Source organism: Cryobacterium sp. (assembly GCF_026786305.1).
In the GTDB taxonomy this organism is placed as follows: Bacteria; Actinomycetota; Actinomycetes; order Actinomycetales; family Microbacteriaceae; genus Cryobacterium.
Window position 1 is genome coordinate 19,381 of the sequence record NZ_JAJAYI010000068.1, and the last position, 25,768, is coordinate 45,148.

At 64.6% G+C, this 25,768-nt stretch carries 20 protein-coding genes and 2 tRNA genes; 12 read left to right on the top strand and 10 right to left on the bottom strand.

Features of this window, described 5'->3' with window-relative positions; genetic code table 11:
• Positions 1-197: 197 nt before the first annotated feature.
• The gene (gene pepN, locus LH475_RS07800; RefSeq protein WP_196843974.1) at positions 198-2,744 is read right to left on the bottom strand and encodes an aminopeptidase N; all 2,547 of its coding nucleotides are present in this window, start codon (positions 2,742-2,744) and stop codon (positions 198-200) included.
• Between the two features lie 102 nt (positions 2,745-2,846).
• Here pepN and LH475_RS07805 point away from each other — a divergent pair, with 102 nt between their 5' ends.
• Positions 2,847-3,893 (top strand): DUF2332 domain-containing protein, encoded by a 1,047-nt coding sequence (locus LH475_RS07805; protein ID WP_297413268.1) that lies wholly within the window; start codon positions 2,847-2,849, stop codon positions 3,891-3,893.
• On the opposite strand, the gene LH475_RS07810 is transcribed toward LH475_RS07805, so the two are convergent.
• From LH475_RS07810 to LH475_RS07820, 3 genes are all read right to left on the bottom strand, one after another.
• Positions 3,873-5,312, bottom strand: a complete 1,440-nt coding sequence (locus LH475_RS07810; RefSeq protein WP_297413270.1) for an AAA family ATPase — start codon at positions 5,310-5,312, stop codon at positions 3,873-3,875. The two genes, LH475_RS07805 and LH475_RS07810, sit on opposite strands and share 21 nt — an antisense overlap.
• 304 nt (positions 5,313-5,616) lie before the next feature.
• Entirely contained in the window at positions 5,617-7,230 is a 1,614-nt protein-coding gene (locus LH475_RS07815) for an SDR family oxidoreductase (RefSeq protein WP_196843971.1), read from the bottom strand.
• A gap of 100 nt (positions 7,231-7,330) precedes the next feature.
• The gene (locus LH475_RS07820; RefSeq protein ID WP_196843970.1) at positions 7,331-8,905 is read right to left on the bottom strand and encodes an MFS transporter; all 1,575 of its coding nucleotides are present in this window, start codon (positions 8,903-8,905) and stop codon (positions 7,331-7,333) included.
• Between the two features lie 163 nt (positions 8,906-9,068).
• Here LH475_RS07820 and LH475_RS07825 point away from each other — a divergent pair, with 163 nt between their 5' ends.
• From LH475_RS07825 to LH475_RS07840, 4 genes are all read left to right on the top strand, one after another.
• The gene (locus LH475_RS07825; RefSeq protein WP_297413272.1) at positions 9,069-9,686 is read left to right on the top strand and encodes a DsbA family protein; all 618 of its coding nucleotides are present in this window, start codon (positions 9,069-9,071) and stop codon (positions 9,684-9,686) included.
• Positions 9,687-9,699: 13 nt separating this feature from the next.
• Entirely contained in the window at positions 9,700-10,197 is a 498-nt protein-coding gene (locus tag LH475_RS07830) for a ribose-5-phosphate isomerase (protein WP_196843968.1), read from the top strand.
• A 6-nt stretch (positions 10,198-10,203) separates the two neighbouring features.
• On the top strand, positions 10,204-11,205 hold the full coding sequence (locus LH475_RS07835; protein ID WP_196843967.1) for an Fpg/Nei family DNA glycosylase: 1,002 nt from the start codon (positions 10,204-10,206) through the stop codon (positions 11,203-11,205).
• Positions 11,206-11,267: 62 nt separating this feature from the next.
• Positions 11,268-12,860 carry a multicopper oxidase domain-containing protein gene (locus LH475_RS07840; protein ID WP_196843966.1) on the top strand — a complete coding sequence of 531 codons (1,593 nt, stop codon included), beginning with the start codon at positions 11,268-11,270 and terminating at the stop codon, positions 12,858-12,860.
• Between the two features lie 75 nt (positions 12,861-12,935).
• Here LH475_RS07840 and LH475_RS07845 read toward each other — a convergent pair.
• Positions 12,936-13,009, bottom strand: a tRNA-Gly gene (locus LH475_RS07845).
• 186 nt (positions 13,010-13,195) lie between these two features.
• Here LH475_RS07845 and LH475_RS07850 point away from each other — a divergent pair.
• The 6 genes from LH475_RS07850 to LH475_RS07875 all read left to right on the top strand — a co-directional run bounded on the left by LH475_RS07850 (position 13,196) and on the right by LH475_RS07875 (position 18,968).
• Positions 13,196-13,269 (top strand) — tRNA-Pro (locus tag LH475_RS07850).
• Positions 13,270-13,312: 43 nt separating this feature from the next.
• Positions 13,313-14,716, top strand: coding sequence for a trigger factor (gene tig, locus LH475_RS07855; protein ID WP_297413276.1), 1,404 nt, complete (start codon positions 13,313-13,315; stop codon positions 14,714-14,716).
• A 165-nt stretch (positions 14,717-14,881) separates the two neighbouring features.
• Positions 14,882-15,478 (top strand): ATP-dependent Clp protease proteolytic subunit, encoded by a 597-nt coding sequence (locus LH475_RS07860; RefSeq protein ID WP_196843964.1) that lies wholly within the window; start codon positions 14,882-14,884, stop codon positions 15,476-15,478.
• 27 nt (positions 15,479-15,505) lie between these two features.
• A complete protein-coding gene (locus LH475_RS07865) occupies positions 15,506-16,189 on the top strand; it encodes an ATP-dependent Clp protease proteolytic subunit (protein ID WP_297413279.1) in 684 nt (227 codons plus the stop codon).
• A 133-nt stretch (positions 16,190-16,322) separates the two neighbouring features.
• Positions 16,323-17,600 (top strand): ATP-dependent Clp protease ATP-binding subunit ClpX, encoded by a 1,278-nt coding sequence (clpX, locus tag LH475_RS07870; RefSeq protein WP_196843962.1) that lies wholly within the window; start codon positions 16,323-16,325, stop codon positions 17,598-17,600.
• A 162-nt stretch (positions 17,601-17,762) separates the two neighbouring features.
• Positions 17,763-18,968, top strand: coding sequence for a benzoate/H(+) symporter BenE family transporter (locus LH475_RS07875; protein ID WP_196843961.1), 1,206 nt, complete (start codon positions 17,763-17,765; stop codon positions 18,966-18,968).
• 30 nt (positions 18,969-18,998) lie between these two features.
• Here LH475_RS07875 and LH475_RS07880 read toward each other — a convergent pair whose 3' ends face one another.
• Together LH475_RS07880 and LH475_RS07885 are read right to left on the bottom strand one after the other, a co-directional pair.
• Positions 18,999-19,754, bottom strand: a complete 756-nt coding sequence (locus tag LH475_RS07880; RefSeq protein ID WP_196843960.1) for a hypothetical protein — start codon at positions 19,752-19,754, stop codon at positions 18,999-19,001.
• 128 nt (positions 19,755-19,882) lie between these two features.
• A complete protein-coding gene (locus tag LH475_RS07885) occupies positions 19,883-21,946 on the bottom strand; it encodes a M3 family metallopeptidase (protein WP_297413282.1) in 2,064 nt (687 codons plus the stop codon).
• Between the two features lie 35 nt (positions 21,947-21,981).
• On the opposite strand from LH475_RS07885, the gene LH475_RS07890 reads away from it, so the two are divergent.
• Positions 21,982-22,428 (top strand): hypothetical protein, encoded by a 447-nt coding sequence (locus LH475_RS07890; protein WP_297413283.1) that lies wholly within the window; start codon positions 21,982-21,984, stop codon positions 22,426-22,428.
• 8 nt (positions 22,429-22,436) lie between these two features.
• Here LH475_RS07890 and LH475_RS07895 read toward each other — a convergent pair whose 3' ends face one another.
• The 3 genes from LH475_RS07895 to valS are packed head-to-tail and all read right to left on the bottom strand — an operon-like array spanning position 22,437 to position 25,759.
• The gene (locus LH475_RS07895; protein ID WP_196843957.1) at positions 22,437-22,706 is read right to left on the bottom strand and encodes a hypothetical protein; all 270 of its coding nucleotides are present in this window, start codon (positions 22,704-22,706) and stop codon (positions 22,437-22,439) included.
• A gap of 3 nt (positions 22,707-22,709) precedes the next feature.
• Entirely contained in the window at positions 22,710-23,156 is a 447-nt protein-coding gene (locus LH475_RS07900; protein ID WP_297413285.1) for a GNAT family N-acetyltransferase, read from the bottom strand.
• A gap of 8 nt (positions 23,157-23,164) precedes the next feature.
• On the bottom strand, positions 23,165-25,759 hold the full coding sequence (gene valS / locus LH475_RS07905) for a valine--tRNA ligase (protein WP_196844014.1): 2,595 nt from the start codon (positions 25,757-25,759) through the stop codon (positions 23,165-23,167).
• Positions 25,760-25,768: the final 9 nt, after the last annotated feature.

The following is a 25,768-nucleotide window of genomic DNA, read 5'->3' on the forward strand; positions in this document are numbered from 1 at the left end:
TCGGCGGCATCCGTGACGTGGCCTCGGCGCTGCTAGCCGGGCCCCGCTATGCGGCCGGCGCAACCCGATGCAGGCAGCACAGCAGCGACATCCTCTCGGTTTGCGTGGAGTTTGCTGTGAACGTCGGGGCGAAAGTGAAAACCCCGCGACCAGCCTATGGACGGTCGCGGGGTTCGCAGTCGTGCAGGACTGGCGAACTATTCGGCGTCGCGCGCCTGTACCTTGAGTGAACGTTCGACACCGGCCAGGTTCTCAACCACGAGGCGGCGCAGGGCGGCCGGCTCGGGGTTCGCATCGAGCCAGGCGCCGGTCGCGTCGGCGAGAGCCTGACTGTTCAGCGGTGCCGGGTAGAGGCCGATCACGAGCTTCTCGCCGATCGAGAAGCTGCGGGCAGCCCACACCGCCTGCAGCATGTCGAAGTAGGTCGCGACGAACGGCTCGAGCAGCCCCGAGTCGTTCACCCTCAGGAACCCGGCGGCCGTCGTGCGCACGATGGTCGTCGCGGCCGTATCGACGTCGATGAGCGACGACCAGGCGGCGAGCTTGCCCTCGGCGGTGGGCAGAGCTGCCCGGGCCAGGGCGGCCGACTGGGCGCCTGTGGCCGTGTTGTCGGCCGCGAGCGCTGCGTCGATCTCGGTCGCGTCAGCGTGGCCGCCGGCGACGAGGGCGGTGAGCAACTCCCAGGCGAGGTCGGTGTCGACCGTGAGTCCGTCAAGCATGGTGCTGCCCGAGCGCAGGGCGGCTACGTTGTCGAGCTGCGCCGAGGTGGCCGCGACGGAGGCAAAGAACTTCACGAACTGGAATTGGGCATCGCTACCGGCCGCCGCTCCCTGCGCTAGCGTCCACAGCGCGTCGGCGACCTCGGTCGTGACGGCGGTGCGGTGCGGTGCGGCCACGTAGTAGGTGGCGGTGAGCACGACCTGGCCGAGCACGGTGCGCAGCGTGGTCGACTCGGTTTCAGTGGCAACGTTCTTCAGCACCAGATGCACGAAGTCGCGCGCCGTGGTTTCGGCGTCGCGGGTGGAGTCCCAGACCGAACCCCAGACCAAGGCGCGGGCGAGCGGGCTTTCAATAGCAGCGAGGTGCTCGAGGGCGCAGGCCTGCGAGGCCGGGTCGAGGCGCACCTTGGCATAGCTGAGGTCGTCGTCGTTGAGCAGGATCAGGTCACCACGCGCGTGGCCGACGAGGGCGGGGACATCCGTTCGCGAACCGTCGACGTCGAGCTCGACCCGGTGCGTGCGCACGAGTTTGTGTGCATCGTTGAAGGTGTAGAAGCCGATCGCGAGGCGGTGCGGGCGAATGGTGGGATAGTCGGCCGCTGCGGTCTGCAGTACCGTGAAGCCGGTGATGATGCCGGCGTCGTCGACAGCGATCTCGGGGCTGAGGGTGTTGACGCCCGCGGTTTCCAGCCAGAGCTGGGCCCAGCCGCTGAGGTCTCGACCGCTGGCCAGTTCCAGCTCGACGAGCAGGTCGCGCAGTTCGGTGTTGCCCCACTGGTGCTTCTGAAAATACGAGCCGACGCCGGTGAAGAACGCCTCGATGCCCACCCAAGCGGCGAGCTGCTTGAGCACCGACCCACCCTTGGCGTACGTGATGCCGTCAAAGTTGACGAGCACGTCGTCGAGGTCGCGGATAGTGGCGACGACCGGGTGGGTCGACGGCAGCTGGTCCTGCTTGTAGGCCCAGCTCTTCTCCATCACGGCGAAGGTGGTCCACGCCTCGTGCCACTCGGTGGCCTCAGCGGTGGCGATGGTCGACGCCCACTCGGCAAAGCTCTCGTTGAGCCAGAGGTCGTTCCACCAGGTCATGGTGACCAGGTCACCGAACCACATATGGGCAAGCTCGTGCAGAATCGTGACGACGCGGCGTTCCTTGATGGCGTCGGTCACCTTGGAGCGAAAGATGTACGTTTCGGTGAAAGTGACCGCGCCGGCGTTCTCCATCGCTCCGGCGTTGAACTCCGGCACGAACAGCTGGTCGTACTTGTCGAACGGGTAGGCGTAGCCGAATTTCTCCTCGTAGTAGGCGAAGCCCTGGCGGGTCTTCTCGAGGATGTAGTCGGCGTCGAGGTATTCGCTGAGGCTCTTGCGGCTGAACACACCGAGCGGAATGGTGCGTCCGTCACTCGACGTGAGTGAGCTGCGCACGACGGCGTAGGGACCAGCGATAAGCGCGGTGATGTAGCTCGAGATGGTGTGCGTCGGCTCGAACGCCCAGGTACTGGCACCGTTGCCGGCATCGGTCGGTTCGGGGGTGGTGGAGTTGGAGATGACCTGCCACGCGCTCGGCGCCGTGACGGTGAAGGAGAATTTAGCCTTGAGGTCGGGCTGCTCGAACACGGCGAAGACCCGGCGGGAGTCCGGCACCTCGAACTGGCTGTACAGGTAGACCTCGTTGTCGACCGGGTCGACGAAGCGGTGCAGGCCCTCTCCAGTGTTGGTGTACAGCGCGTCGGCGACGACGACGAGCTCGTTTTCGGTCTTCAGACCGTCAAGCGCAATACGGATGCCGTCACTCACGACGGCCGGGTCGAGCGCGGCACCGTTGAGGGTCACCGAGTGAACCTGCGCCGTGATGGCGTCGATGAAGGTCGAGGCGCCTGGGGTGGCGGTGAAGCTGACCGTGGTCGTGCTGCCAAACGTGGTGGGACCGGTGGTGAGGTCGAGCACAACGTTGTAGCTCGCTACGGTTACGAGCGCTGCGCGCTCCGCCGCTTCAATGCGGGTGAGGTTTTCTCCAGGCAACAGGTTCTCCAATTCGATTCACGATTCGATTCGCGATTGTGAAGCTCTGGCACTCGTGGAGCCATCGCACCTCGCAAGCCTAACCATGATTACGATGTGCACATGAGAGAGAGCACCGATCCGCTGGTCGCCACCAGCGCGCGCTACCGGGCCTTCGCCGAGGTCGAAGCCCGCGGCTTGAGCGCCTGCTACGAACGGTGGGCCGTTGGCATTGCGGACGACCCCCAGCTCGTGTCATTGATAGACGAGCTGCCCGCGGCCAAGCGGCAGCCGAACCTGATGTTCAGCGCGGCCCGGTTTCACGGGGCGCCGGTGGGGGAGTATGCACCGTTCGCCGCGTGGCTGCCGAAACACTGGGCCGACGTCGCCGCGACGTGCCTGACCCACGCGACGCAGACCAACGAGCCCGGTCGCTGCGCCGTGCTGCTGCCGGCTCTGGCGGCGCTCGCCGGACCGCTTGCGCTCATCGAGGTGAGGGCATCCGCTGGTCTCTGCCTGCATCCCGACCGGTACAGCTACCGGTATCGGTTCGCCGACAGTGACAGTGACAGTGACAGTGGCAGTGGCAGTGGCAGTGGCAGTGGCGGCGGCGACGAGCGGATGCTGCATCCTGTCGATGGTCCCAGCCCGGTGCTGCTCGACTGTGTGGTCAGCGGCCCCGTGCCACTACCCGAACGGATGCCCGACATCGTCTGGCGCGCCGGCATCGACCTCAACCCGCTCGACGTGCACAGTGACGCGGACGTGGCGTGGCTCGAGGCGCTCATCTGGCCGGAGCACGACGATCGGCGGTCCCGGCTGCGGGCCGCAGTTGCGGTGGCCCGGCAGCACCCGGTCGAGATCGTGCGCGGTGATCTCAACGACGAGATCGAGGCGCTCGTGGCTCGGGCTCCGGCTGAGGCGACCGTCGTCGTATTCCACACCGCCGTGCTTGCCTACCTGAACGAGACAGACCGTAATCGGTTCGCCGGGCAGATGACGCGGTTGCCGGTGCGCTGGCTCTCGAACGAGGGATACAGCGTGGTGCCGGGGGTAGCGGAGCGACTCACGGCGACGCCGGCGGAGTCATCCGCTTTCATTCTGGCGCAGGGCAGTGAGCCGATCGCCTTCACCCAGCCGCACGGCCGGTCACTGCACTGGATTCGGTGACACGTCGGCGTCGAACGGGGCATCGTGCGGCTGCCAACGCGGGGTATCGCCGCTGCTCGTGCCGAGGAGTCGTCGGGTGAGGTCTTCTCCCGCCGACAACAGGTCGTCGAGGGCGATCTGCAGGTCGTCATCGTCGACGGTTTCGGCGCGGAGGGCCGCGCGCAGCACGGCACGGCGAATGAGCTCCTTCGCGAAGGAACCGGTCACGCCCTCCGAGCGGAGGGCGGCCGCGTCGAGGGCTGCCGGGCTGAACGGCAGCCCGGAAGCGTAGCGGCGAAACAGCCGCTCGCGCTCCGCGAGCTCGGGTAACGGCACTTCAACGGCGAGGTCGACCCGGCCTGGACGTTCGGCGAGGGCCCGCTCGAGTACCTCGACCCGGTTGGTGGTTATGACGAAGGCCACATCGGCGTCGCCGTCGAGTCCGTCGAGGGCGTCGAGCACCTCAAACAGCAGCGGTTGCGGAGTCGCGTTGCGCTGCATCGCGACGAGGTCGATGTCCTCCAGAACGACAATTGACGGCGCGAAGGTGCGCGCGATCTCGGCGGCCGCAGCGATGTGCACGATGCTGGCCCCGGTAAGCAGCACGGCCGTGATACCCGGTGTTTCGCTCAGCAGATGGCGCACCGTGAGGGTTTTACCGGTGCCGGGAGGTCCGTAAAGCAGTACACCGCGCTTGAGGTGCTGCCCGGCGGCGAGCAGCGCGAGGCGTTGTTCACCGATTCCGATGACGTGGTCGGCGATGGTGCCGAGGATTCCCTCCGGCAGCACGATGGCCGCTGGCGGTACGACGGGCCGTTCCAAAAATGTGATTCCGGCCCCGGCCCCGTATTCGGTTTGCACGAACGACAGCACCTGACCGCGCAGCACGCTGTGCTCGATCATGAGCTTCCGCAGGTGCTCGAGAAAGTCCGTGACCATCTGCGGTGACACCGCCATGATTTCGAGTTCGGCGGAGTATCGCCCGAATTGCGGGTTCGCGGCGCGTTGCAGCACAGCGATCGGCTGGTCATGGAAACGGATGAGCCGGAGTCCGAACGAGACCACCTGACGGGTCGACGTCGCACCGGTCGCGCGAGCGGAGTAGTCCACCGGACCGGGACCAAAGCCCTGAAACGGGCTCGCCACCAGCTCGGACAGTGTCGAGTGAAACCGCTGCTGCCCACCGGACACCCCGAGGAGATTGGCCGGATCCGAATCGGTCAGGGTGGTCAGGGCAATGTCGGCGTCAACGAGGCGATGATCGGCCAGAGACTCCGACACGACCGGCAGGGTCGACGCGTCCCTACCGAGGTGCGCGGTGACCACCTCGCCGAGGGGCGACAGGCCCGGCCGGCCCCGGTCATCCGCTGCACTGACCACACGGTCCATGAAGGACTTGAAGGCCCGAACAACGTCTCGATCGAAGGTGTCCTCGGTCATATCGTGCTCCTCTCGAACCTGACAGCCCGTAATGATTGTCACGCCCATGTTAGAGGCGAACCGGTGGGCCTCGCCGATGCCGAAGAAGATGGTGCTCACCGTAATTTCAACCGCGGCGTAGCCCCCCGGAGCCGAGATAACACAGCCGTATCGCCGCACCCGATAGCCGCATCTTTTAATCCCTGACCTCTGGTTTCCTCGGCATCACCGTGAGCCAGGCGTCGGCTCGATGCCGGGTGGCGCTGTCGGAAACTGCACGCGCGCCCGAGAGATGCTGGCGCGCGAGCTGCAGGGCGACGACGCGCTACCAGGCTCCGGGCTTGTAATCCTTGAGAAACACGCCGTAGAGATCTTCGCCGGCCTCACCGCGCACGATCGGGTCGTACACGCGGGCGGCACCGTCGACCAGGTCGAGCGGGGCGTGAAAGCCCTCCTCGGCCAGACGCACCTTGGTCGGGTGCGGGCGTTCGTCGGTGATCCAGCCGGTGTCGACGCTGGTCATAAGAATGCCGTCGTCGAGCATCTCCTTCGCGCTGGTGCGGGTGAGCATGTTGAGTGCGGCTTTGGCCATGTTGGTGTGCGGGTGGCCCGGCCCCTTATAACCACGACCGAACACCCCTTCCATCGCCGACACGTTCACGATGTAGGTGCGCCGGGCAGCGGATGCCGTGAGCGAGGACCGCAGACGGCTCACCAGCAGAAATGGCGCGGTCGTGTTGCACAGCTGCACTTCGAGCATCTCGAGCGGGTCGATGTCTTCGACGTTGGCGGTCCAGCTGTTCACCTCGTGCAGGTCGGGCACGAGGCCGCCGGCGTCGATGGCGGTGCCGGCGGCGAGGCGTTCGAGCGACGAGGAGCCGGCGGTGAGGGCCAACCGGGTGAGGTCATCCGCTGTGAGGGCGCCGGCGCCGGATGCAGCCGCGAGCAGCGGGTGACCACTGACCGACGCGGCGAGAGCGAGCGGATGCGCATCGTTGGTGTGCCCGAACGATACGATCTCGGGCAGCGGTCCATCGGGCAGCGGCGAATCCTCTGCCTCGACGAGGGGGGAGTAGGACCCGCGCGAGCGGCGCACGGTCTGGGCGGCGTTGTTGATGAGAATATCCAGTGGGCCCTGGGCGGCGACCGAGTCGGCGAGGGCGATCACCTGAGCCGGGTCGCGCAGGTCGATACCGACGATGCGCAGACGGTGCAGCCAACCCTTGGAATCCGGCATGGCGGCGAAGCGGCGCACCGCATCACGCGGAAACCGGGTCGTGACGGTGGTGTGGGCGCCGTCGCGCAGTAGGCGCAGGGCGATGTACATGCCGATCTTGGCACGGCCGCCGGTGAGCAGTGCACGCTTGCCGCTGAGGTCCGTTCGGGCATCTCGTTTGGCGTGGCTCGACAAGGCGCAGCTGGGGCATAGCTGGTGGTAGAACGCGTCGACCACGGTGTACTTCTGCTTGCAGATATAGCAGGCGCGCGGAACGAGCAACTCGCCGGCCGTCGCCGCGTTCGTGCCGAGGGAGAGCTGGGCGCCGCGGGTCTCGTCGTCGATGCGGGTGGGAGCACCGGTGGCCGTGGCGGCGATGACGCTGCGATCGGCGTCGGCGATCACCGCGCGCTTCTCGATGCGGCGCACCATTTTGACCGACTTGAACATCTTGGCGGTGGCCTGGCGCACGGTGACGAAGTCGGCGTTGTCCGGGTCGATGTCGCTGAGGGACGCGAGCACCCGCAGGGTGACCTCGAGGTCGTGCGGGTCAATACCGGCAAATTCGGCTGCTGGCGCGCTCAACTCCGCAGCGCCTGAATCGACCGCAGCGCCTGACTCGACCGCAGCGCCTGACTCGACAGCGTCTGACTCGACAGCGGTGGGCGCAGTGCTCGTGGGCGCCGCACCGATGGGCGCCGTACTGATTGGTGCAGTGGTCATCCGAGAATTCTACGTCGGGCGACTGGGAGCATCCGTTTGACGTGTACGCAGCGGGCGTGCGTGACCGGGAGCCGGCGACGCACGCCCGCGAACACGAATACTAGTGCTCGGCCGGCTCTCGAATCGGAATGGCGTTCGTCGGCGGCTCGTAGGTGTGATCGAACGGCATTTTGTCGGTGTCGAGCAGGGGGTTGTCGTCCTGCGTCTTGACCAGTTCGTGCGCTTCTTCCTCGGTGTTCACGCTCGGCATGGAGCCCGGCAGTGGTCGGTTGGCCGATTCCCGTAGAAAGAAGATGGCGATCGCCCCGATGAACGAGGTGCCCATCAGGTAGAACGCCGGCATCATGTCGTTGCCGGTGCCCGCGATGAGCGCTGCGATGATGAACGGCGTGGTCCCGCCGAAGATGGCCACGGCAAAGTTGTACGAGATGCCCATGGCACCATAACGGCTCGCCGTCGGGAACAGGGCCGGCAGGGCGGAGGCAAGGTTGGAGACGTAGAACGTGACCGGGAACGCGATGAGCGCCAAGCCGAGCAGGGTCGACCAGACCGCGCCGACGCCGATGAGCAGGAATGCCGGGTACGACAACAGGACGGTGCTGATGGCTCCGATCCAGAGCACGGGGCGACGCCCGATGCGGTCCGACAGACGGCCGGCCAGCGGAATGCACAGCGCCATCACCACGAGAATCGGAATCGTCAATGCCGTGCCGTGCAGCTCGTCATAGCCCTTGTTCTCGGTGAGGTAGGTGGGCATATACGACGTCAGCGCGTAACCGACGGTGTTCGCGGCCGCGACGAGGATCATGGCGATGACGATGTTGCGCCAGTGCGCCTTGAAGACGGCAATCGGACTCTTCGAGGTCTCGGCTGTGCCTCCAGCGGGGTTCTTCTGCGCTTTCTCCTGGGCATCAAGGGTGGCCTGGAATGCGGGAGACTCGTCAATCTTCATGCGGAAGTAGATGGCGACCAGGCCGAGCGGCCCGGCAATGAGGAACGGGAGGCGCCAACCCCACTCCTGCATGATGTTCTGACCGAGCGTGAGCTGCAGCACCGAGACGAGCGAGGCGCCGATGGCAAAACCGAGGTAGCTGCCCATGTCGAGAAAACTCGCGAAGAAGCCGCGCTGTTTGTCGGGAGCATGCTCGCTGACGAAGGTCGTAGCACCGGCGTACTCGCCACCGGTCGAGAAGCCCTGGACGAGCTTGACGAACACCAGCAGCACCGCCGCCCAGATGCCGATCTGTGCGTAGCCGGGCAGAACCCCGACGGCGAAGGTCGAGGCGGCCATCAGAATCAGCGTGGTCGCGAGCACCTTCTGGCGGCCGATCCGGTCGCCCAGCCACCCGAAGAACACGCCGCCGAGGGGACGGGCGAAGAAGGTCGCGGCGAAGGTGCCGAGGAGGAAGAGTGTTTGGACGGATGCGTCCGCCTCCGGCAGAAAGACCGGACCCATGGTGGTGATGAGGTATCCGAAGATACCCACGTCGTACCATTCCATGGTGTTTCCCACGATGGTGCCGCCGAGGGCGCGCTTCATGATGGGTTTGTCGACGACGTTGACGTCGGATACGGCGATTTGGCGGCGACGGAGAGCTTTTGTGGGCTTGAGCCGGGCGGCCGCGGCGCTCATTGCGCCCGAATTCGTCTTGGGCGTGCTTCGGTCAAATGGCATGTTAAATTCTCCCGTGGAGATATTGTGCGTGCAAAGACAAAGCTGTACTGCGTGGTGCAGATTTTTTTGAACCTCCTTATAATACCCCCACACGGGGGGCATTGCCCTAATGGCAATCCTCAGAGTCGGGAATGACTCAGGCAGTTCTGCTTAGGCTGGTGGCATGACTGATTCCGTTGACTTCTGGTTTGACCCCTCCTGCCCTTGGGCCTGGATGACTTCGCGGTGGGTTGACGAGGTCGCCCGCCTGCGTGATTTCGAGGTGACCTGGCACGTGATGAGCCTCGCGGTTCTCAATGAAGACCAGGAGGTGAGCGAGGAGTACGCGGCGTTCTTTCCGCGGGCGCTCAGGTACACTCGCCTCGTTGCTGCCGCCGGCGCATTGCACGGCCAGCCGATGATCAAGGCGCTCTACGACGCGCTTGGTACGCAAATTCACCCCGGCGGCAACAGCAATCCCGACGAAGTCATTCCGGCTGCGCTCGCCGAGGTTGGCCTGCCCGCCGGCTTTGCAGCCTTCGCCGACAGCGACGAATACGACCTGGAGATGCGGACCAGCCACTTCGACGGCATCAACCGCGTCGGCCAGGACGTCGGCACCCCGGTGATCGCGGTCAACGGTGTCGCCTTCTTCGGCCCCGTTATCTCTCCAGCACCGATGGGTGACGCTGCTCTTTCTCTGTGGGACGGCGTCGTGGCGCTCGCCAGTTACGACGGATTCTTCGAGCTCAAGCGCAGCCGCACCCGCGAACCCATTTTTCACAGCGGCGGTCAGCACTAAATAGACTGCTCACATGCGCATCCACATCGCCACGGACCATGCCGGACTCGACCTCAGCCACCACCTGATCGCGCACCTGCGTGCGGCCGGCCACGACGTCATCGACCACGGACCACAGGCCTACGATGCCCTCGACGACTATCCGGCCTTCTGCATCAACGCCGCACAGGCCACCGTTGACGACCGTGAGAGCGGCATCGAAGCGCTCGGCGTCGTGTTCGGCGGTTCGGGCAATGGAGAACAGATGGCCGCCAACAAGGTAGCCGGTGCCCGCGCAGCCCTGGTCTGGAACCTCAGCACAGCACGGCTCGCCCGCGAACACAACGACGCCAACGTCATCTCGATCGGCGCTCGCGAGCACACGATCGCGGAAGCCACCGGGTTCATCGACGCGTTCATTGCCGAGCCGTTCAGTGACGGGGAGCGCCACGCGCGTCGCATCCGTCAGCTCGGCGAATACGAGCGAACCGGAACGATCGCCGGAAAAGGCGTGAACGTCGACGGCAGGTGAGCTGAGGTGCCAGAGGGTCATTCCGTCCACCGCATTACCCGGCAATTTCAACGTAACTTCGTCGGTCGCCGGGTCGCCGTCTCCTCCCCGCAGGGTCGATTTGTGGCCGGTGCAGCGCAGCTCAACGAGCACACGATAACGGATGCCCGCGCCGTCGGAAAGCAAATGTTTCTGGAGTTTGACCACGGACTGTGGTTGCGCATCCACTTGGGAATGTACGGCGCGTGGGATTTCACCGGCGAGATTCTGATGGATGCCACTATGGCCTCGGCCAACGGCCGGATGGGCCAGACCAATCAGCACGGCACCGACCTCGCTGCAGAAGCTGCAGCCCCGACCTTCGACGCGGGCGGCGAAAATTCAATCTTCAGCATCGGAGCGCCACGCCGCACCCGGGTGCGCATGTCGGAGCAGGAAAAGGAGGTCGACCTCGCCGACACCTTTCCGCCCGAGCCGGTCGGCCAGGTGCGGGTTCGCCTGCTGACAGGCACGGTGTGCGCCGACCTGCGCGGACCGACCGCGTGTGAGGTGCTCGACCCGGCCCAGGTCGAAGCGGTCATCGGCAAGCTCGGACCCGACCCGGAGCTGGGCAACACCCCCGAAGCCGAGGAACGCTTCGTGAGCGTTGTGCGCACGAAGCCCACGCCGATTGGCCGGTTGCTGATGGACCAGAGCGTGGTCAGCGGCATCGGCAACGTCTACCGTGCCGAGATGCTCTTTCGTGCCGGTCTGAACCCGCACACCCCCGGCAAGTCGCTGAGTAACGAGACCGTGCGGGCGCTCTGGCAGGACTGGGCACACCTCTTGCACATCGGCGTCGCGACCGGCCAGATGATGACGATGGACAAGCTTGAGGGTGCCGGATACCGGCTCGCCATGAAGAATCGCGCTGACCGGCACTGGGTCTACAAGCGGGAAGGCCTGCCCTGCCGGGCCTGCGGCACCCATATCGTGCTCGAAGAGATGGCGGCCCGCAAACTGTACTGGTGCCCGCGGTGCCAGGCCTGACCTCGCCCAGGCTCCACGGCTCCGTGGTGTGAGTGCGTCGGGCAAGCTGCGAAAATAAGCTCATGATCTTTCGTCGATTTACCCGGCCGCGCCGTCGTGTTGCCACCCTGATTAGCGGTGCCGTGGTCGGCGCGGTCGTACTCGCCGTGGGCCTGACCGCCTGCTCAAGCGACAACGGCGCCGGCGTCATCGACACCGTCGGCACGATTGACTTCGTGAACCCGCTCGCAATCCCGCCGCTTGCCGAGTCAACCGTCACTGACGACGGTGAGCGCGTCTTCGATCTCACGGCCCAGGCCGGAACGACCGAGTTCATGCCGGGAGTAGTCACCGACACCTGGGGGTACAACGGCAGTTATCTCGGCCCGACCCTCGTTGCCGAGCGCGGCGAGAACGTGCGCATCAACGTCAAGAACCACCTCGATGAGGCCACGACCGTGCACTGGCACGGCATGAACCTGCCCGCCGAAATGGATGGCGGCCCGCACCAGATGGTCGAGCCGGGCGCAGAGTGGAGCCCGAACTTCTCGATCGACCAGCCCGCATCGACGCTCTGGTACCACCCGCACCCCGCCGGAAAGACCGAGCACCAGGTCGAAATGGGCCTGGCTGGTCTGTTCCTGGTGCAGGATGCCGCTGAGGCGGCGCTCACCCTGCCCCGCAGTTATGGCGTCGATGACATTCCCGTGATGTTGCAGGACCGTCGCTTCGATGCGAACGGTCAGTTCGTCACCGACGTGCGCGGCTACATCGGCCCGATCGGCGACCAGCTGCTCGTCAACGGTACCCGCGCGCCGTACCTCGACGTGACAACCGAGGTGGTGCGCCTTCGCCTCGTCAACGGGTCGACGGCGCGCATGTATGACTTCGGGTTCAGCGACGGCCGGTCGTTTGACCTGATCGGAACCGACGGGGGACTGCTGAACGAGGCGGCAGCGATGGAGGGCATCCGCTTGTCACCGGGGGAGCGCGCCGAAGTGCTCGTGCGGCTGGTGCCGGGCGAGACCGTGAACCTGCAGTCCACCCCACCCGACCTTGGCACCTCGGCCGGAGCCGCAACCCGCAACGCCGGCGATGACACGCTCGACGTGATGGAGCTGCGCGCGGCCGACACGCTCAGCAGCATCGGCGCCGTGTCCACGAAACTGGCGAGCATCGAACCGCTCAAGAAAACGGATGCTTCCGCCGACCGTTCCTTCACCCTCAACGGATATACCATCAACAACCGGTTGATGGACATGGCGCGCATCGACGAGACCGTCGAGGCCGGTGCGACCGAAGTGTGGACCGTCGACAACGCCATGCCGTTACCGCACAACTTCCACGTACACGCCGTGCAGTTTCAGGTGCTCCGGGTGGGTACCGAGTCTCCGCCACCCGAGCTCTCGGGCTGGAAAGACACGATCTACCTTGAGCCCGGCGTGCGTTACGAACTGATCATGCAGTTCGCGGAATATACCGATCCCAACTTTCCCTATATGTTCCACTGCCACATGCTCGCGCACGAGGACGCGGGAATGATGGGCCAGTTCGTTGTGGTCAAGCCCGGCGACCAGGCCGGCACTCCGCCGACCGCGCACGACGCCGTCAGGTCGGAATCAAACCTGGCCGTCGGCAGTGGGCCACGGCTGCTCGCTCCGACCCACGGCCATTGAGTTTGTTCGCAGCAGCTGACGTGGGGCCGTTAGAAGGGGAAAGCCGCGGGCTCTCGGCCGACGACTTTCGTTGTGTGGAGGGGATGACGGGAATCGAACCCGCGCCATCAGTTTGGAAAACTGAGGCTCTACCATTGAGCTACATCCCCAGACCCAAGACTTCTGGGCACGGAAACATCGTAGTACAGGAAACCGGGTACCGGATGCCGGTGCGGGCGCATCCGCTCGAAAGGCGTGCATTAGACTTACTGAGGTCATTCCGCCTGTCGCGAGCTTTCGCCTGCGCCACCAGATTGATTCCCCAACAAAGTAGTACCAACGGGTCGAAGTAGATCCGGGGCGTAGCTCAGCTTGGTAGAGCGCTCGTTTTGGGGGCGAGAAGTCGCAGGTTCAACTCCTGTCGCCCCGACATTACCCGCAGCACACCGTTTCAATACACAGGAGAGTCTCGAGTGAAGTCCACGGTCGAAAAACTGAGCCCCACGCGCGCCAAGCTCACCATCACGGTGAGCCCCGACGAACTGAAGCCAGCCATCACCCACGCCTACGGCCACATTGCCGAAGATATCAACGTCCCCGGTTTTCGTAAGGGAAAAATCCCGCCGGCCATCATCGATCAGCGCGTCGGGAAAGCTGCGGTTCTGGAGCACGCGGTCAACGAGGGTCTCGACGGTTTCTACCGTGCGGCCGTTGAAGAGAACAAGCTTCGCCCGCTGGGTCGCCCCGAGGCCGACATTGTCGAATGGCCGAGCAACACCGACTTCTCTGGTGACCTGCTCCTCGCCATCGAGGTTGACGTGCGCCCCGAGATCGACCTGCCCAGCTACGCCGGCCTCAAGCTCACCGTCGATGCCGTCGAGGTATCCGACGAAGAAGTTGCCGAAGAACTCGACAAGCTGCGCAGCCGCTTCGGCACTCTCATCACGGTCGACCGCCCCGCCAAGACCGGCGACTTCGCCCAGATCGACCTGAACGCCGCAATCGACGGCGAAGAAGTCGACACAGCGAGCGGCATCTCCTATGAGGTTGGCTCCGGCGACCTCATCGACGGCATCGACGAGGCGCTCGATTCGCTCAGTGCCGGCGAGACCACCACCTTCAACTCCGACCTGATGGGTGGAGACCACGAGGGTGAGACGGCCGAGATCACGATAACGGTCATCGCCGTCAAGGAGCGCGAGCTTCCCGAGGCCAACGACGATTTCGCTCAGATCTCGAGCGAGTTCGACACGATCGCCGAACTGACCGAGAGCCTCAAGGTTCAGGTTGAGAAGTCCAAGGTCTTCGGCCAGGGCAGCCAGGCCCGCGAGCGTCTCATCGAGACGCTCCTCGGATCGGTCGAGGTTCCGATTCCCGCCGCGATCATCCTCGACGAGGTGAACCGTCACCTCGAAGGCGAAAGCCGCCTCGAAGACGACACACACCGCGCCGAGGTCACCGAAGCCAGCGAGAAGACGTTCCGTCAGCAGATTCTGCTCGATACGATCGCCGAAGCGGAGCAGGTCAAGGTCAGCCAGGACGAGCTCACCCAGTACCTCATTCAGGGCGCCAGCCAGTACGGCATGGACCCGAGCGAGTTCGTGCAGACGCTCAACACCAACGGTCAGATTCCGTCGATGGTCGCCGAGGTTGCCCGCAACAAGGCTCTCGCCATTGCCCTGGGCAAGGCCGAGGTCGTTGACTCCAACGGCAAGCCGGTCGACCTGAGCGAGTTCACCGGCCCGGTCGACGCCGGCGTCGACAGTGCAGCCGTAGCGGATGCCGCACCCGGCGACGCCGATGACGCTCCAGTCGCCGAGGCTGACGCTGAGATCGACGAGAAGCCCAAGAAGAAGAAAGCCGCTGCCAAGAAGTAGCGTCTGAATGCACGCACGGGCCGGCTGGATTCTTTCCCGTCGGCCTGTCGCATGCTGCAGGAGCTGTGTGCGGCAGCCGGTAATCTGCCGAGGGCGAACAGAGCCGTTTTGCCGCACGCGCTCCGATAGATTCATTGAGAAGCGACAACTGAAACGGAGCACGACATGGCCGACCCGACACCCACTAACGGTGTATTTGACCGACTGCTGAAGGACCGCATCATCTGGCTCGGCTCAGAGGTCCGTGACGAAAATGCCAACGAGATCTGCGCCAAGATCCTGTTGCTGGCAGCCGAGGACTCGAAGCGCGACATCTATCTCTACATCAACTCTCCGGGCGGTTCGATCACCGCCGGAATGGCGATCTACGACACGATGCAGTTCGTACCCAATGACATCGTCACCGTCGGAATCGGCATGGCGGCGTCGATGGGCCAGTTCCTGCTCACCTCGGGTACCAAGGGCAAGCGATACATCACCCCGAACGCTCGCGTGCTCCTGCACCAGCCGTCCGGCGGATTCGGTGGCACGTCCGCCGACATCCAGACCCAGGCGCGCCTCATCCTCGACATGAAGCAACGACTGTCGGAGATCACGGCAGCGCAGACCGGCAAGACCGCCGAGCAGATCAACGCCGACGGTGACCGCGACAACTGGTTCAGCGCCCAGGAAGCCCTCGAATACGGTTTTGTCGACCACCTTCGGGCATCCGCTTCGGATGTCATCGGCGGCGGCGGCACCGACCCCGACGCCACCAAGTAGTCCACCGAAACTGAACAGGAAGAAATCATGACTATCCCCACATTCGGTGGCACTGCCTACAGCTCGATGGGCGGCTCGACCACGAACATGCCCGATTCCCGCTACATTCTGCCCACCTTTGAAGAGCGCACCGCCTACGGATACAAGCGTCAGGACCCCTACGCCAAGTTGTTCGAAGACCGCATCATCTTTCTTGGTGTACAGGTTGACGACGCTTCGGCCGATGATGTGATGGCTCAGCTCCTCGTGCTCGAGAGCCAGGACCCGGACCGCGATATCACGATGTACATCAACTCGCCCGGTGGATCGTTCACGGCCATGACGGCGATCTACGACACCATGCAGTACATTCGCCCCCACGTTATGACCGTGTGCCTGGGTCAGGCGGCATCCGCTGCTGCCGTGCTGCTCGCCGGCGGCACCGCGGGCAAGCGTCTCGCACTGCCGAACGCGCGCATCCTCATCCACCAGCCGTCCGTTGGCGGCCAGGGCGGAGGTCAGGCGTCCGACATTGAGATTCAGGCGGCCGAAATTCTGCGCATGCGGGTATGGCTCGAAGAGACGCTCGCGCAGCACTCCAACCGGAGCGTCGAGCAGGTCAATAAGGACATTGACCGCGACAAGATCATGAGCGCGGCGGATGCCCTCGAATACGGGCTCATCGACCAGGATCTGACCAGCCGGAAGAACCTTCCGATGCTTGTCAAATAGTCTGTGACCTGAACCGGTCCAAGCGGCGCGTCGCCTTCGGGCGGCGCGCCGTTTCGGTTTGTCGCGTGCTGCACGTAACTGTCGGATGCACAGGCTAGGCTCAATTGCAGAGAGACCAATGGAGGAGGCTGACATGGCCCGAATCGGCGAAAGTGCCGACCTGCTCAAGTGTTCCTTCTGCGGAAAGAGCCAAAAGCAGGTACAACAGCTCATCGCCGGCCCCGGCGTGTACATCTGCGACGAATGCGTCGAGCTGTGCAACGAAATCATCGAAGAGCGCCTGGCCGAAGCCGGTTCTGAAGCCACCCCCGGTGAATTCGACCTCCCCAAGCCCAGAGAAATTTTTGGCTTCCTTGAGGAATACGTCATTGGCCAGGAACCCGCCAAGCGTGCCCTCGCCGTCGCCGTCTACAACCACTACAAGCGCGTGCGGTCTCGCGCTACGCTCACCGCAGCCGAGGCCATTCACGACGACGTTGAGATCGCCAAGTCCAACATTCTGCTGATCGGCCCGACCGGCTGTGGCAAGACCTACCTTGCCCAGACCCTCGCCAAGCGTCTCAATGTTCCCTTCGCCGTAGCGGATGCGACGGCCCTCACCGAGGCCGGCTATGTCGGTGAAGACGTCGAGAATATTCTGCTCAAGCTTATTCAGGCCGCAGACTACGACGTCAAGCGGGCTGAAACCGGCATTATCTACATCGATGAGATCGACAAGATTGCACGCAAGGCCGAGAACCCGTCGATCACCCGCGACGTCTCGGGCGAAGGCGTTCAACAGGCACTTCTGAAAATTCTCGAGGGTACGATCGCATCGGTCCCCCCGCAGGGCGGGCGCAAGCACCCACACCAGGAATTTATTCAGATCGACACCACGAACGTGCTGTTCATCGTGGCTGGCGCTTTCGCCGGACTCGAAGACATCATCTCGTCCCGCGCCGGGAAGAAGGGCATCGGCTTTGGGGCGCCCCTGCACATCAAGGGCGATGACATCAACCTGTTCAGCGAGGTTCTACCCGAAGACCTGCACAAGTTCGGTCTGATTCCCGAGTTCATCGGTCGACTTCCCGTGGTCACGACGGTCACCCAGCTCGATCAGGTGGCACTCATGCAGATTCTGACCGTGCCCAGGAACGCGCTCGTTCGGCAGTACCAGCGCATGTTTGAGCTCGACGGCGTGGAGCTTGAATTCGAGGAGCCGGCATTGGAAGCCATCGCCGACCTCGCCGTACTACGAAAGACCGGTGCTCGCGGGTTGCGGGCCATCCTCGAAGAGGTTCTCGGCCCGGTCATGTTCGAGGTGCCCTCCAGCACCGACGTGGAGCGTGTCATCATCACCCGCGACACCGTGCTGAACAACGCACCCGCTGAAATGGTGCTCCACAAGACCCGTCAGGTAAAATCCGCCTGACAACCGGGCCGGTGCACTGCGCCGTCTGCGGGCGTTGGGCCGGGCGGAGGGTAAACAGGCTCCGCCACTATCCGTGTGCGGGGTCGCGACAGGATGATCTGAGAACTTGGCAGCCTGCGGCGTCAGACCTGGATTGGGAAAACCTAACTGGGGGAGCAACGAATGAGCGAACGGCCACAGCGTGGTGGCCTGCGAGACGGCCCACGTGGCCTCCTACAGCCGGCGTCGACGGGTATTGTGGCGGCCATCACGGGCTTTGCGAGCTCGTTTGTGTTGGTCATCGCCGGGCTGCGAGGCGTTGGTGCGTCTGAGTCTCAAGCGTCGTCGGGGCTTCTCGCGCTGTGCCTTCTCGTAGGAGTGCTCTGCATTGCACTGCCCTGGTATTTTCGAATGCCCCTTTCTTTTGCCTGGTCAACCCCGGGCGCGGCCCTTCTCGTCGCGGCCGGCGCCACGACCGATGATTTTGGTGCTGCCGTCGGGGCCTTTCTCTTCTGTGGTGTGCTCATCGTCGTGTCTGGTTTGTGGCCACGGCTCGGCCGGGCCATCACGAGCATCCCCAAACCGCTCGCCGGCGCCATGCTGGCCGGCATTTTGTTGCCCATCTGCCTGGCTCCCATCCAGGCATCGATTGAACAACCGCTACTGGCTCTGCCCGTCGTGCTGGTCTGGCTCGTGCTGTACCGCCTGGCTCCGCGCTGGGCAGTACCGGCCGCGATGGTCGTCGCGGCGATCGGGATTGGGGTCACGGCTGGAACGGACTGGCTGTCAGCACCGACATCCGCGCCAGCCCTGACCCTGGTCGCCCCGGTCTTCGACCCGCTGGTGATCGTGAGCCTGGGCCTTCCGTTGTTCGTCGTGACGATGGCGGGCCAGAACGTGCCCGGCTTCGCCGTGTTGTCGACCTTCGGCTACCGCCCTCCGCCGCGCTCGGTGCTGGTGTGGTCGGGCATGAGCACCATGGTTGGCTCGGTGTTTGGAGCGCACAACATCAACCTGGCGGCGATCACGGCGGCGCTGATGGCCAGTCCAGACGCCCACCGTGACCCGGCGAAACGCTGGGTCGCGACGGTCGCGTCGGGTTGTGGCTACCTCATACTCGGCCTCGGGTCCGGGCTCGCGACTGCCCTCGTGGCGGCGTCACCGCCGATCCTCATCATCGCCGTCGCCGGTCTCGCGCTCCTCGGCGCCCTGGTCACAAGTATTACCGGTGCGCTGGCGGAACCCGAGCATCGCATCAGTGCCATTGCGACGTTTTTAGTGACGGCCTCCGGCATGACCATCGTCGGAATCGGGTCGGCGTTCTGGGGCCTCGTGGTCGGAGGTATCTGCATGCTGTGGCTCGGTTGGCACCGGCCTCGCTCAGGGTAGCCGACTGTGACGAGTGCTGGCCCCGTGTGTTCAGTCGATGTGCCGAGGGTGCCCGCGTGCGGCGCTGGCGCCGCCGAAACCTGTGCGCATTACGATTCCGGCCGCCGTGCGTTCGATGCTCAGCGCGTACAGAACCGCGGCGAAGGCAAGGAGCGCACCCGTCGCCTCGAACCCTTCCTCGATGCCGAGCAGCACGTGGTACTCAAGGCTGGCCCGAGCGAGGTCGTCCTGCTGCCCACCAACCACAATGCCACTGATTGCCTCGACTCCGACCGCGCCAAGCAGGTAGACGATGCCGGCGACGATGAGGCGGCGACGGAGACGTCGGTCGATGCTTCGCGCAATCCAGAGCACAACGATGCCCGCGACGATGGCCAGCGGCACCCCGATGGTTAGCCAGGCGAAGGTGAACGTCGCCCCCGGGGTGAACCGGGCAAATTTCTCATGCAGTTGAGCGATTTCATCGGCGGACATCTCGAGGCCCACAGCTCCGAGAACAACGTACGAAAGCCCGGTCTCACCCTCATTGCGGGCGTTCAGACCGATGACGCAGAGGACGACACCAACGCCTGCCAGGAGAAGCCCGGAAATCCAGGCCCAGAGGTTTGCTTCACCATCTGCGTAGAGCATACTCGCCGCTCCGCTCAGAACGCCCCACCCCGGCACCGAGCTGTCGATATTCTCGCGGAGGTAGTGAAAGATGAGTCCGATCAGGAGCATCGCGGCCAAAACGACGGCGGTGATCCACAGAAATCGTCGTCGACCAGCACCTTCGTCTCGACTCACTGGAATGTCCATGGCAGGAGACACTACACTGCGGCAGACCAGCCGCGCATCCTTATTCTTGAGGGTTTCTGGTCGGGACCGGAACCCTCCGAGATCGAGGCGGGAAAAACGGAACGCGAACTCGCACCCTAGTTCAGGCCCCGTCGGTCGAGCAGGGGCTGCAGGTGAGCATCACGGCCGCGCCAGTGCCGGTAGGCCTCGAGTGGATCCTTGGTGCCGCCGACTCCGAGCAGGCGGTCACGAAAGCGATCGCCGTTGGTGCGGTTAAGGCCGCCGTTCTCTGTGAACCACTCGACCGCGTCGGCGTCGAGCACTTCGCTCCAGATGTAGGAGTAGTACCCGGCGTCGTACCCGCCCGAGAACGTGTGGGCGAAATAGGTGCTCGCGTAGCGAGTGGGAACGACGGGATTGTCCAGGCCAACGGAAGCGAGGGCATCCGCTTCGAAGCCGGCCACGTCAGTGACGGTCGTACCGGCGTCAATGCGGTGCCAGGCCTGGTCGAGTAGCGCGGCGGCCAGGTATTCGCTGGTCAGAAAGCCCTCGTTGAAGGCCGATGAGGCCTGGATGCGGTCGACGAGCTGTTGCGGCATCGCCTCTCCCGTTTCGTGGTGGCGGGCATAGTTCGCGAGGATCTCGGGCCAGAGCATCCACATTTCGTTGACCTGGCTAGGAAATTCAACGAAGTCGCGGTACACATTGGTACCGGAGAACTTGGGGTAGGTCGCGCGGGCGAGCAGCCCGTGCAGGGCATGGCCGAACTCGTGAAACAGGGTTGTGACCTGGTCGTAGGTGAGCAGCGTGGGCTGGCCGGTGGCGGGTTTGGACACGTTGAGGTTGTTGCACACCACGGTCGTGTCGGTTCCGAGCAGGGTGGATTGGGAGACCAGAGCGTTCATCCATGCCCCACCACGCTTGGAATCGCGGGTGTAGAAGTCGCCAATGTAGAGCCCCACCGGGGTACCCGTCTCGGTACTGACCTCGAAGACCCGTGATTCGGGGTGCCAGCCGACCAGGTCGGGCCGGGCGGTGAAGGTGAGGCCGTAAAGCCGGTTGGCCGCGTAGAAGACCCCGTTGACCAGCACGCTGTCAAGTTCGAAGTACGGGCGCATGGCGGAGGCATCAACGTTGTACTTCGCCCGGCGCACCTTTTCGGTGTAGAACGCCCAGTCCCAGGCGGCCAGCTCGAAACCGCCGCCCTCGGCGTCGATCACAGCCTGCAGGTCGGCCTGTTCCACCCGGGCATTGCGGGCAGCGGCCGGGGCGAGGCGGCCGAGCAGCTCCCAGACCGCGCCGGGATTCTTGGCGGTTTCGTCGGCGGTCACGAACGCGGCATGGCTGTCGAACCCGAGCAGCCGGGCCCGCTCGGCACGCAGGTGTGTGATCTCGATCACGAGCGGCCGATTGTCGTTCGCCGCTCCGGCCGCATCAGAGCGGATGCCGCGAGCGCGGCTCGCCGCGAGCAACCGCTCGCGCACCCCCCGGTTGGTCAGGCTTGCGAGGTACGGGTGCGAGGTGGGGAGCACGAGACTGATCAGGTATTTGCCGTCGAGGTGGCGCTCCCTGGCTGCTTCGGCGGTGGCGGAGATCTCGCCGTCGGTGAGACCGTCGAGCTCGGCCACGTCATCGATGATGAGCGCGAGGGCATTCGTATCGGCTAGCAGGTTCTTCTCAAAGCGGGTGGTCAGGATCGACAGCCGCGCGTTGAAATCACGCAGCGAGTGCTTCTCGTCGTCGCCCAGGCCGGCCCCGGCGAGCGTGGACTCGGTGAAGTAGCGGTCGATCAGGTAGAGCGACTCGGCGTCGAGTCCGAGGCTCGCACGCTGCCCGTGCAGGGCGGCGATGCGCGCGTACAGGGCGGGGTCGAGCCGGATGGCGTCGGCGTGAGCGGCCAGCAGCGGCGCGAGTTCCTCTTCGAGGTCATTGGTGAAGTCGCTCGAGTCGGAAGAGCTCTTGTTGAAGAAGACCTCGGTGACCCGCGCGAGCGTCTGCCCGCTGCGCTCGAGAGCAACGAGGGTGTTATTGAAGGTGGGCGCATCCGCTGTGCCGGTGATGACACCGATCTCGGCGAGCTGTTCGGTCATGCCCTGCAGAAAGGCCGGCCGATAGTGCTCGTCGGCTATTTCGGCGAAGGGCGGCAGCTGGTAGGGCAGGGTGCTGCGGGCGAGAAAGGGATTGTTCGCGGTGGAAGCCATGCCTCCACACTAGCCAAGGCCGCCGACATGAAAGCGTGCTGCGCTCGCACACCTGGCGCACGGTGGCGAACTCGGCCGCGTACCTGATTCCGGAGTTGTGCACCGGAGGAGTGCTGCTCGATGTCGGCTGCGGCCCGGGCACGATCACCGTCGATCTGGCGCGTCGGCTCGCGCCGGACTACTGGAACGGCGGCGACCCCGATGCCGGGCGTTCGCTCAAGTCCTGGGCTCGACGGGCCGGGTTCACCGACGTGACCTGCAGCGCATCCGTCTGGTGTTTTGCCTCCGATGCGGAACGCGAGTGGTGGGGTGAATCGTGGGCGGTGCGAGTGACCGAATCAAGTTTCGCGGCACACGCCATCGAATCCGGAGTGGCCGACCTGGGCGACCTCAAACGGATAGCCGTGGCCTGGCGCGAGTGGGTGCGTGACCCGAACGGTTGGTTCGGAATACCGCACGGCGAAATTCTGGCCCGCGGCTGACCGAGAGCTCAGATCCATTCCTCATCGTCATCATCGGCGGTGGTTGAGGGCTGCGTGATGGTCGCGCTGTCATCCACCGGGTTGAAGCGGATTACGGTCCCATCGTCGAGCTCAATCACCGGTTTGGCCTCCAGCCAGGTCAGTGTCCAGCGCCACGTACTGGTGTCGACGGCGAGAGCGGTGAGATCCTCTTCGACGGCGCGCACGGCGATTTCGACGACGTGTGGAAGCCCGGTCGGCAGAGTTCCGCCGAGGGTCCACCGGGTGCCCAGCTGCATGATCTAGACGTCGATCTCGTAGGTGACCCAGTCGGTCCGAGTGCCGAGCTGATCGTAAAGCACCTGCGCGGTCGCGTTGTCGGCGGCGGTCAACAGCTGAACCTGGGCCAGCTTGTGCTGACGCGCATAGTTCTTGGTGAATTCCATCAACAGTGTGCCGACCCCCTGACCGCGGTGGTCCTCAGCAACATACAGATCGTCAAGGAATAGGGCGAGGTCGCCGCTGAGCGTGCGCGGCACGCTGCGGTAGTGCGCGAAACCGACGAAGTCACCATCGTCGTTGACCGCCACGGCACCGTTGAGGTCGTTGCCGGCGTCAATGATCCAGCTCCAGACCTGCAAAGCCTTCTGATCGGTCAGTTCGCTCTCGTAGAACGCGCTGTAGCCCTCAAACAGGCCCAGCCAAGCGAAAAAGTCCTTGTCGCCCAGCGGGCGCACGGTTACTGACATCTGGTCTCCTAACTTTCCAACACGGTGGCGAACACGATGTCGGTCACAGCGAGTTCGCTGCCGTCGACAAAGGTCAATTCTTGAATCCGACCAACCGCTTTGAGATCGGCGGCGGCCAGGGTAAGTAGTGCGATCTCAGCGGGTGCACCGCATATTACAGCGGAATCCACTTCTGATTTCTGCGACGCCTTCGCATCCGTTTTAGCACGACGGATGCCGGTCAGCGCGCGACTGGCCAGATCGAGCAGGGCGATGTTGCCGGCGGCCACCTCGTCGCTCCCGAGCAGATCGGCGGCGACCGGCCACGGCGCGGTGTGCACCGAGCCGTCGTTGGACCAAGACCAGGCTTCTTCGGTGGCGAACGGAACGAATGGCGCGAACAGGCGCAGCAGGGTGGCCAGTGCGGTGCGCAGCGCGGCGACGGCCGAGGCCTGCTCCGGACCGGGCTCGCCGTAGGCGCGCTCCTTCACCAGCTCGAGGTAGTCATCACAGAAGGTCCAGAAGAAGCTTTCGGTGGTCTCAAGCGCGCGAGCGTGGTCATAGTTCTCGAAAGCGGTCGTGGCCTGGGCGACGACCGCGGTGAGGCCGGCCAGCATGCTCTGATCGACCGGTTCGGTGATCGGGGCGTCACGGCTGCCCTGCGACATGGAGACGAACTTGCTCGCATTGAGAATCTTGATGGCGAGGCGACGGCCGATCTTGATCTGCGTCGGATTCTTCGGGTCGAAGGCCGCGTCGGTGCCCAGGCGAGAGGATGCCGCCCAGTAGCGCACCGCGTCGGAACCGTGCAGTTCCAGCATGTCGGCCGGGGTGACCACGTTGCCCTTCGACTTCGACATCTTCTTGCGGTCCGGGTCCACGATGAAGCCGCTGAGCGCGGCGTGCTGCCACGGCGACGTGCCGTGCTGCTGCTCCGCGCGCAGCAGGGTGGAGAACAACCAGGTGCGAATGATGTCCTGGCCCTGCGGGCGCAGCGAGTACGGAAAGACCAGGTTGAACAGTTCCGGGTCGCGCTCCCAGCCGCCGGCAAGCTGCGGGGTGAGCGAGGAGGTGGCCCAGGTGTCCATGACGTCGACCTCACCGATGAAGCCGTCGGCCTGTCCGCGCTGGCTCTCGGTATAGCCGGGTGCGGCATCCGAGGAGGGGTCAACCGGTAGCAGGTCGCGGGTAGCGACAATCGGCTGGTCGAACACCGGGTTGGCGTCAGCGTCGAGCGGGTACCAGACCGGCAGCGGCACGCCGAAGAAGCGCTGGCGGGAGACGAGCCAGTCGCCGGTGAGACCGTTGACCCAGTTCTCGTAGCGCACCTTCATGAATTCGGGGTGCCAGGCGAGCTCGGTGCCGTGCTCGAGCAATCGAGCGCGCAGCTTCTCGTCGCGGGCCCCGTTGCGGATATACCACTGCCGGGTGGAGACGATTTCGAGCGGCTTGTCGCCCTTTTCGAAGAACTTGACCGCGTGCACAATCGGCTTGGGGTCGCCGATCAGGTCGCCGCTGGCCCGGATCAGCTCCACGACGGCCTGCTTGGCGGAGAAGACGGTCTTGCCGGCGAGCTGCGCGTAGGCGGCACGGCCGGTTTCGGACGTGATCGCTTCAGGAGCCTCGGCGATGATGCGGCCGTCGAAACCCATGATGGCGCGGTTGGGCAGGTCGAGTTCGCGCCACCAGACGACGTCGGTCACATCGCCGAAGGTGCAGATCATGGCGATCCCTGAGCCCTTGTCCTTCTGGGCAAGGTGGTGGGCGAGCACGGGAACCTCGACACCGAACACCGGGGTCGTCACCGTGGTGCCGAACAGGTGCTTGTATCGTTCGTCGTCGGGATGCGCGACGAGCGCCACGCAGGCCGGTAGCAGTTCGGGGCGGGTCGTCTCGATCTCAATCGTGCTGCCGTCGGCTTTTCGGAACGACACCCGATGGTACGCGGCGGGCATGTCCTTGTCTTCGAGCTCGGCCTGCGCCACCGCAGTGCGAAAGGTGACGTCCCACAGGGTGGGCGCCATGGCCTGGTAGGCCTCGCCGCGTTCGACGTTGCCGAGAAAGGCCAGCTGCGAAGTGAACAGCGCCTCCTGGCCGATGGTGCGGTAGGTCTGGGTCCAGTCGACGCTCAGGCCGAGGGTGCGCCAGAGCGCTTCGAACTGCTTCTCATCTTCTTTGGTGAGGGTTTCGCACAGTTCGATGAAGTTGCGGCGGCTGATCGGCAGCTGGTCGGCGGCCTTCGAGCTCTTACCGTCGCCGCCTTCGAACGGTGGAACGAAATTCTCGGTGTAGCCGAAGGAGGGGTCGCATCGCACGCCGTAGTAGTTCTGCACGCGACGCTCGGTGGGCAGCCCGTTGTCGTCCCAACCCATCGGGTAGAACACGTTCTTGCCGCGCATGCGCTGAAAACGGGCGACGACGTCGGTGTGCGTGTATGAGAACACGTGGCCGATGTGCAGCGAGCCCGACGCGGTCGGCGGGGGAGTGTCGATCGAGTAGATCATCTCCCGGGTGGCGTTCTCGCGAGCGAAACGGTAGGTGCCGTCGTTTTCCCAGCGGGTCTCCCATTTGGCTTCAAGCCCCTCAAGGGCAGGCTTCTCGGGGACGCGGTCGGCGTGGGTCATGACTCTCCG

Coding starts and splice junctions, on each gene's coding strand:
- LH475_RS07885 (WP_297413282.1), bottom strand. CDS start 21,946: ATGGCTTCCACCGCGAACAATCCCTTTCTCGCCCGCAGCACCCTGCCC.
- valS (WP_196844014.1), bottom strand. CDS start 25,759: ATGACCCACGCCGACCGCGTCCCCGAGAAGCCTGCCCTTGAGGGGCTT.
- LH475_RS07830 (WP_196843968.1), top strand. CDS start 9,700: ATGCGCATCCACATCGCCACGGACCATGCCGGACTCGACCTCAGCCAC.
- LH475_RS07815 (WP_196843971.1), bottom strand. CDS start 7,230: ATGACCACTGCACCAATCAGTACGGCGCCCATCGGTGCGGCGCCCACG.
- LH475_RS07840 (WP_196843966.1), top strand. CDS start 11,268: ATGATCTTTCGTCGATTTACCCGGCCGCGCCGTCGTGTTGCCACCCTG.
- LH475_RS07810 (WP_297413270.1), bottom strand. CDS start 5,312: ATGACCGAGGACACCTTCGATCGAGACGTTGTTCGGGCCTTCAAGTCC.
- LH475_RS07875 (WP_196843961.1), top strand. CDS start 17,763: ATGAGCGAACGGCCACAGCGTGGTGGCCTGCGAGACGGCCCACGTGGC.
- LH475_RS07860 (WP_196843964.1), top strand. CDS start 14,882: ATGGCCGACCCGACACCCACTAACGGTGTATTTGACCGACTGCTGAAG.
- LH475_RS07825 (WP_297413272.1), top strand. CDS start 9,069: ATGACTGATTCCGTTGACTTCTGGTTTGACCCCTCCTGCCCTTGGGCC.
- LH475_RS07865 (WP_297413279.1), top strand. CDS start 15,506: ATGACTATCCCCACATTCGGTGGCACTGCCTACAGCTCGATGGGCGGC.
- LH475_RS07805 (WP_297413268.1), top strand. CDS start 2,847: ATGAGAGAGAGCACCGATCCGCTGGTCGCCACCAGCGCGCGCTACCGG.
- LH475_RS07900 (WP_297413285.1), bottom strand. CDS start 23,156: ATGTCAGTAACCGTGCGCCCGCTGGGCGACAAGGACTTTTTCGCTTGG.
- LH475_RS07895 (WP_196843957.1), bottom strand. CDS start 22,706: ATGCAGCTGGGCACCCGGTGGACCCTCGGCGGAACTCTGCCGACCGGG.
- LH475_RS07820 (WP_196843970.1), bottom strand. CDS start 8,905: ATGCCATTTGACCGAAGCACGCCCAAGACGAATTCGGGCGCAATGAGC.
- clpX (WP_196843962.1), top strand. CDS start 16,323: ATGGCCCGAATCGGCGAAAGTGCCGACCTGCTCAAGTGTTCCTTCTGC.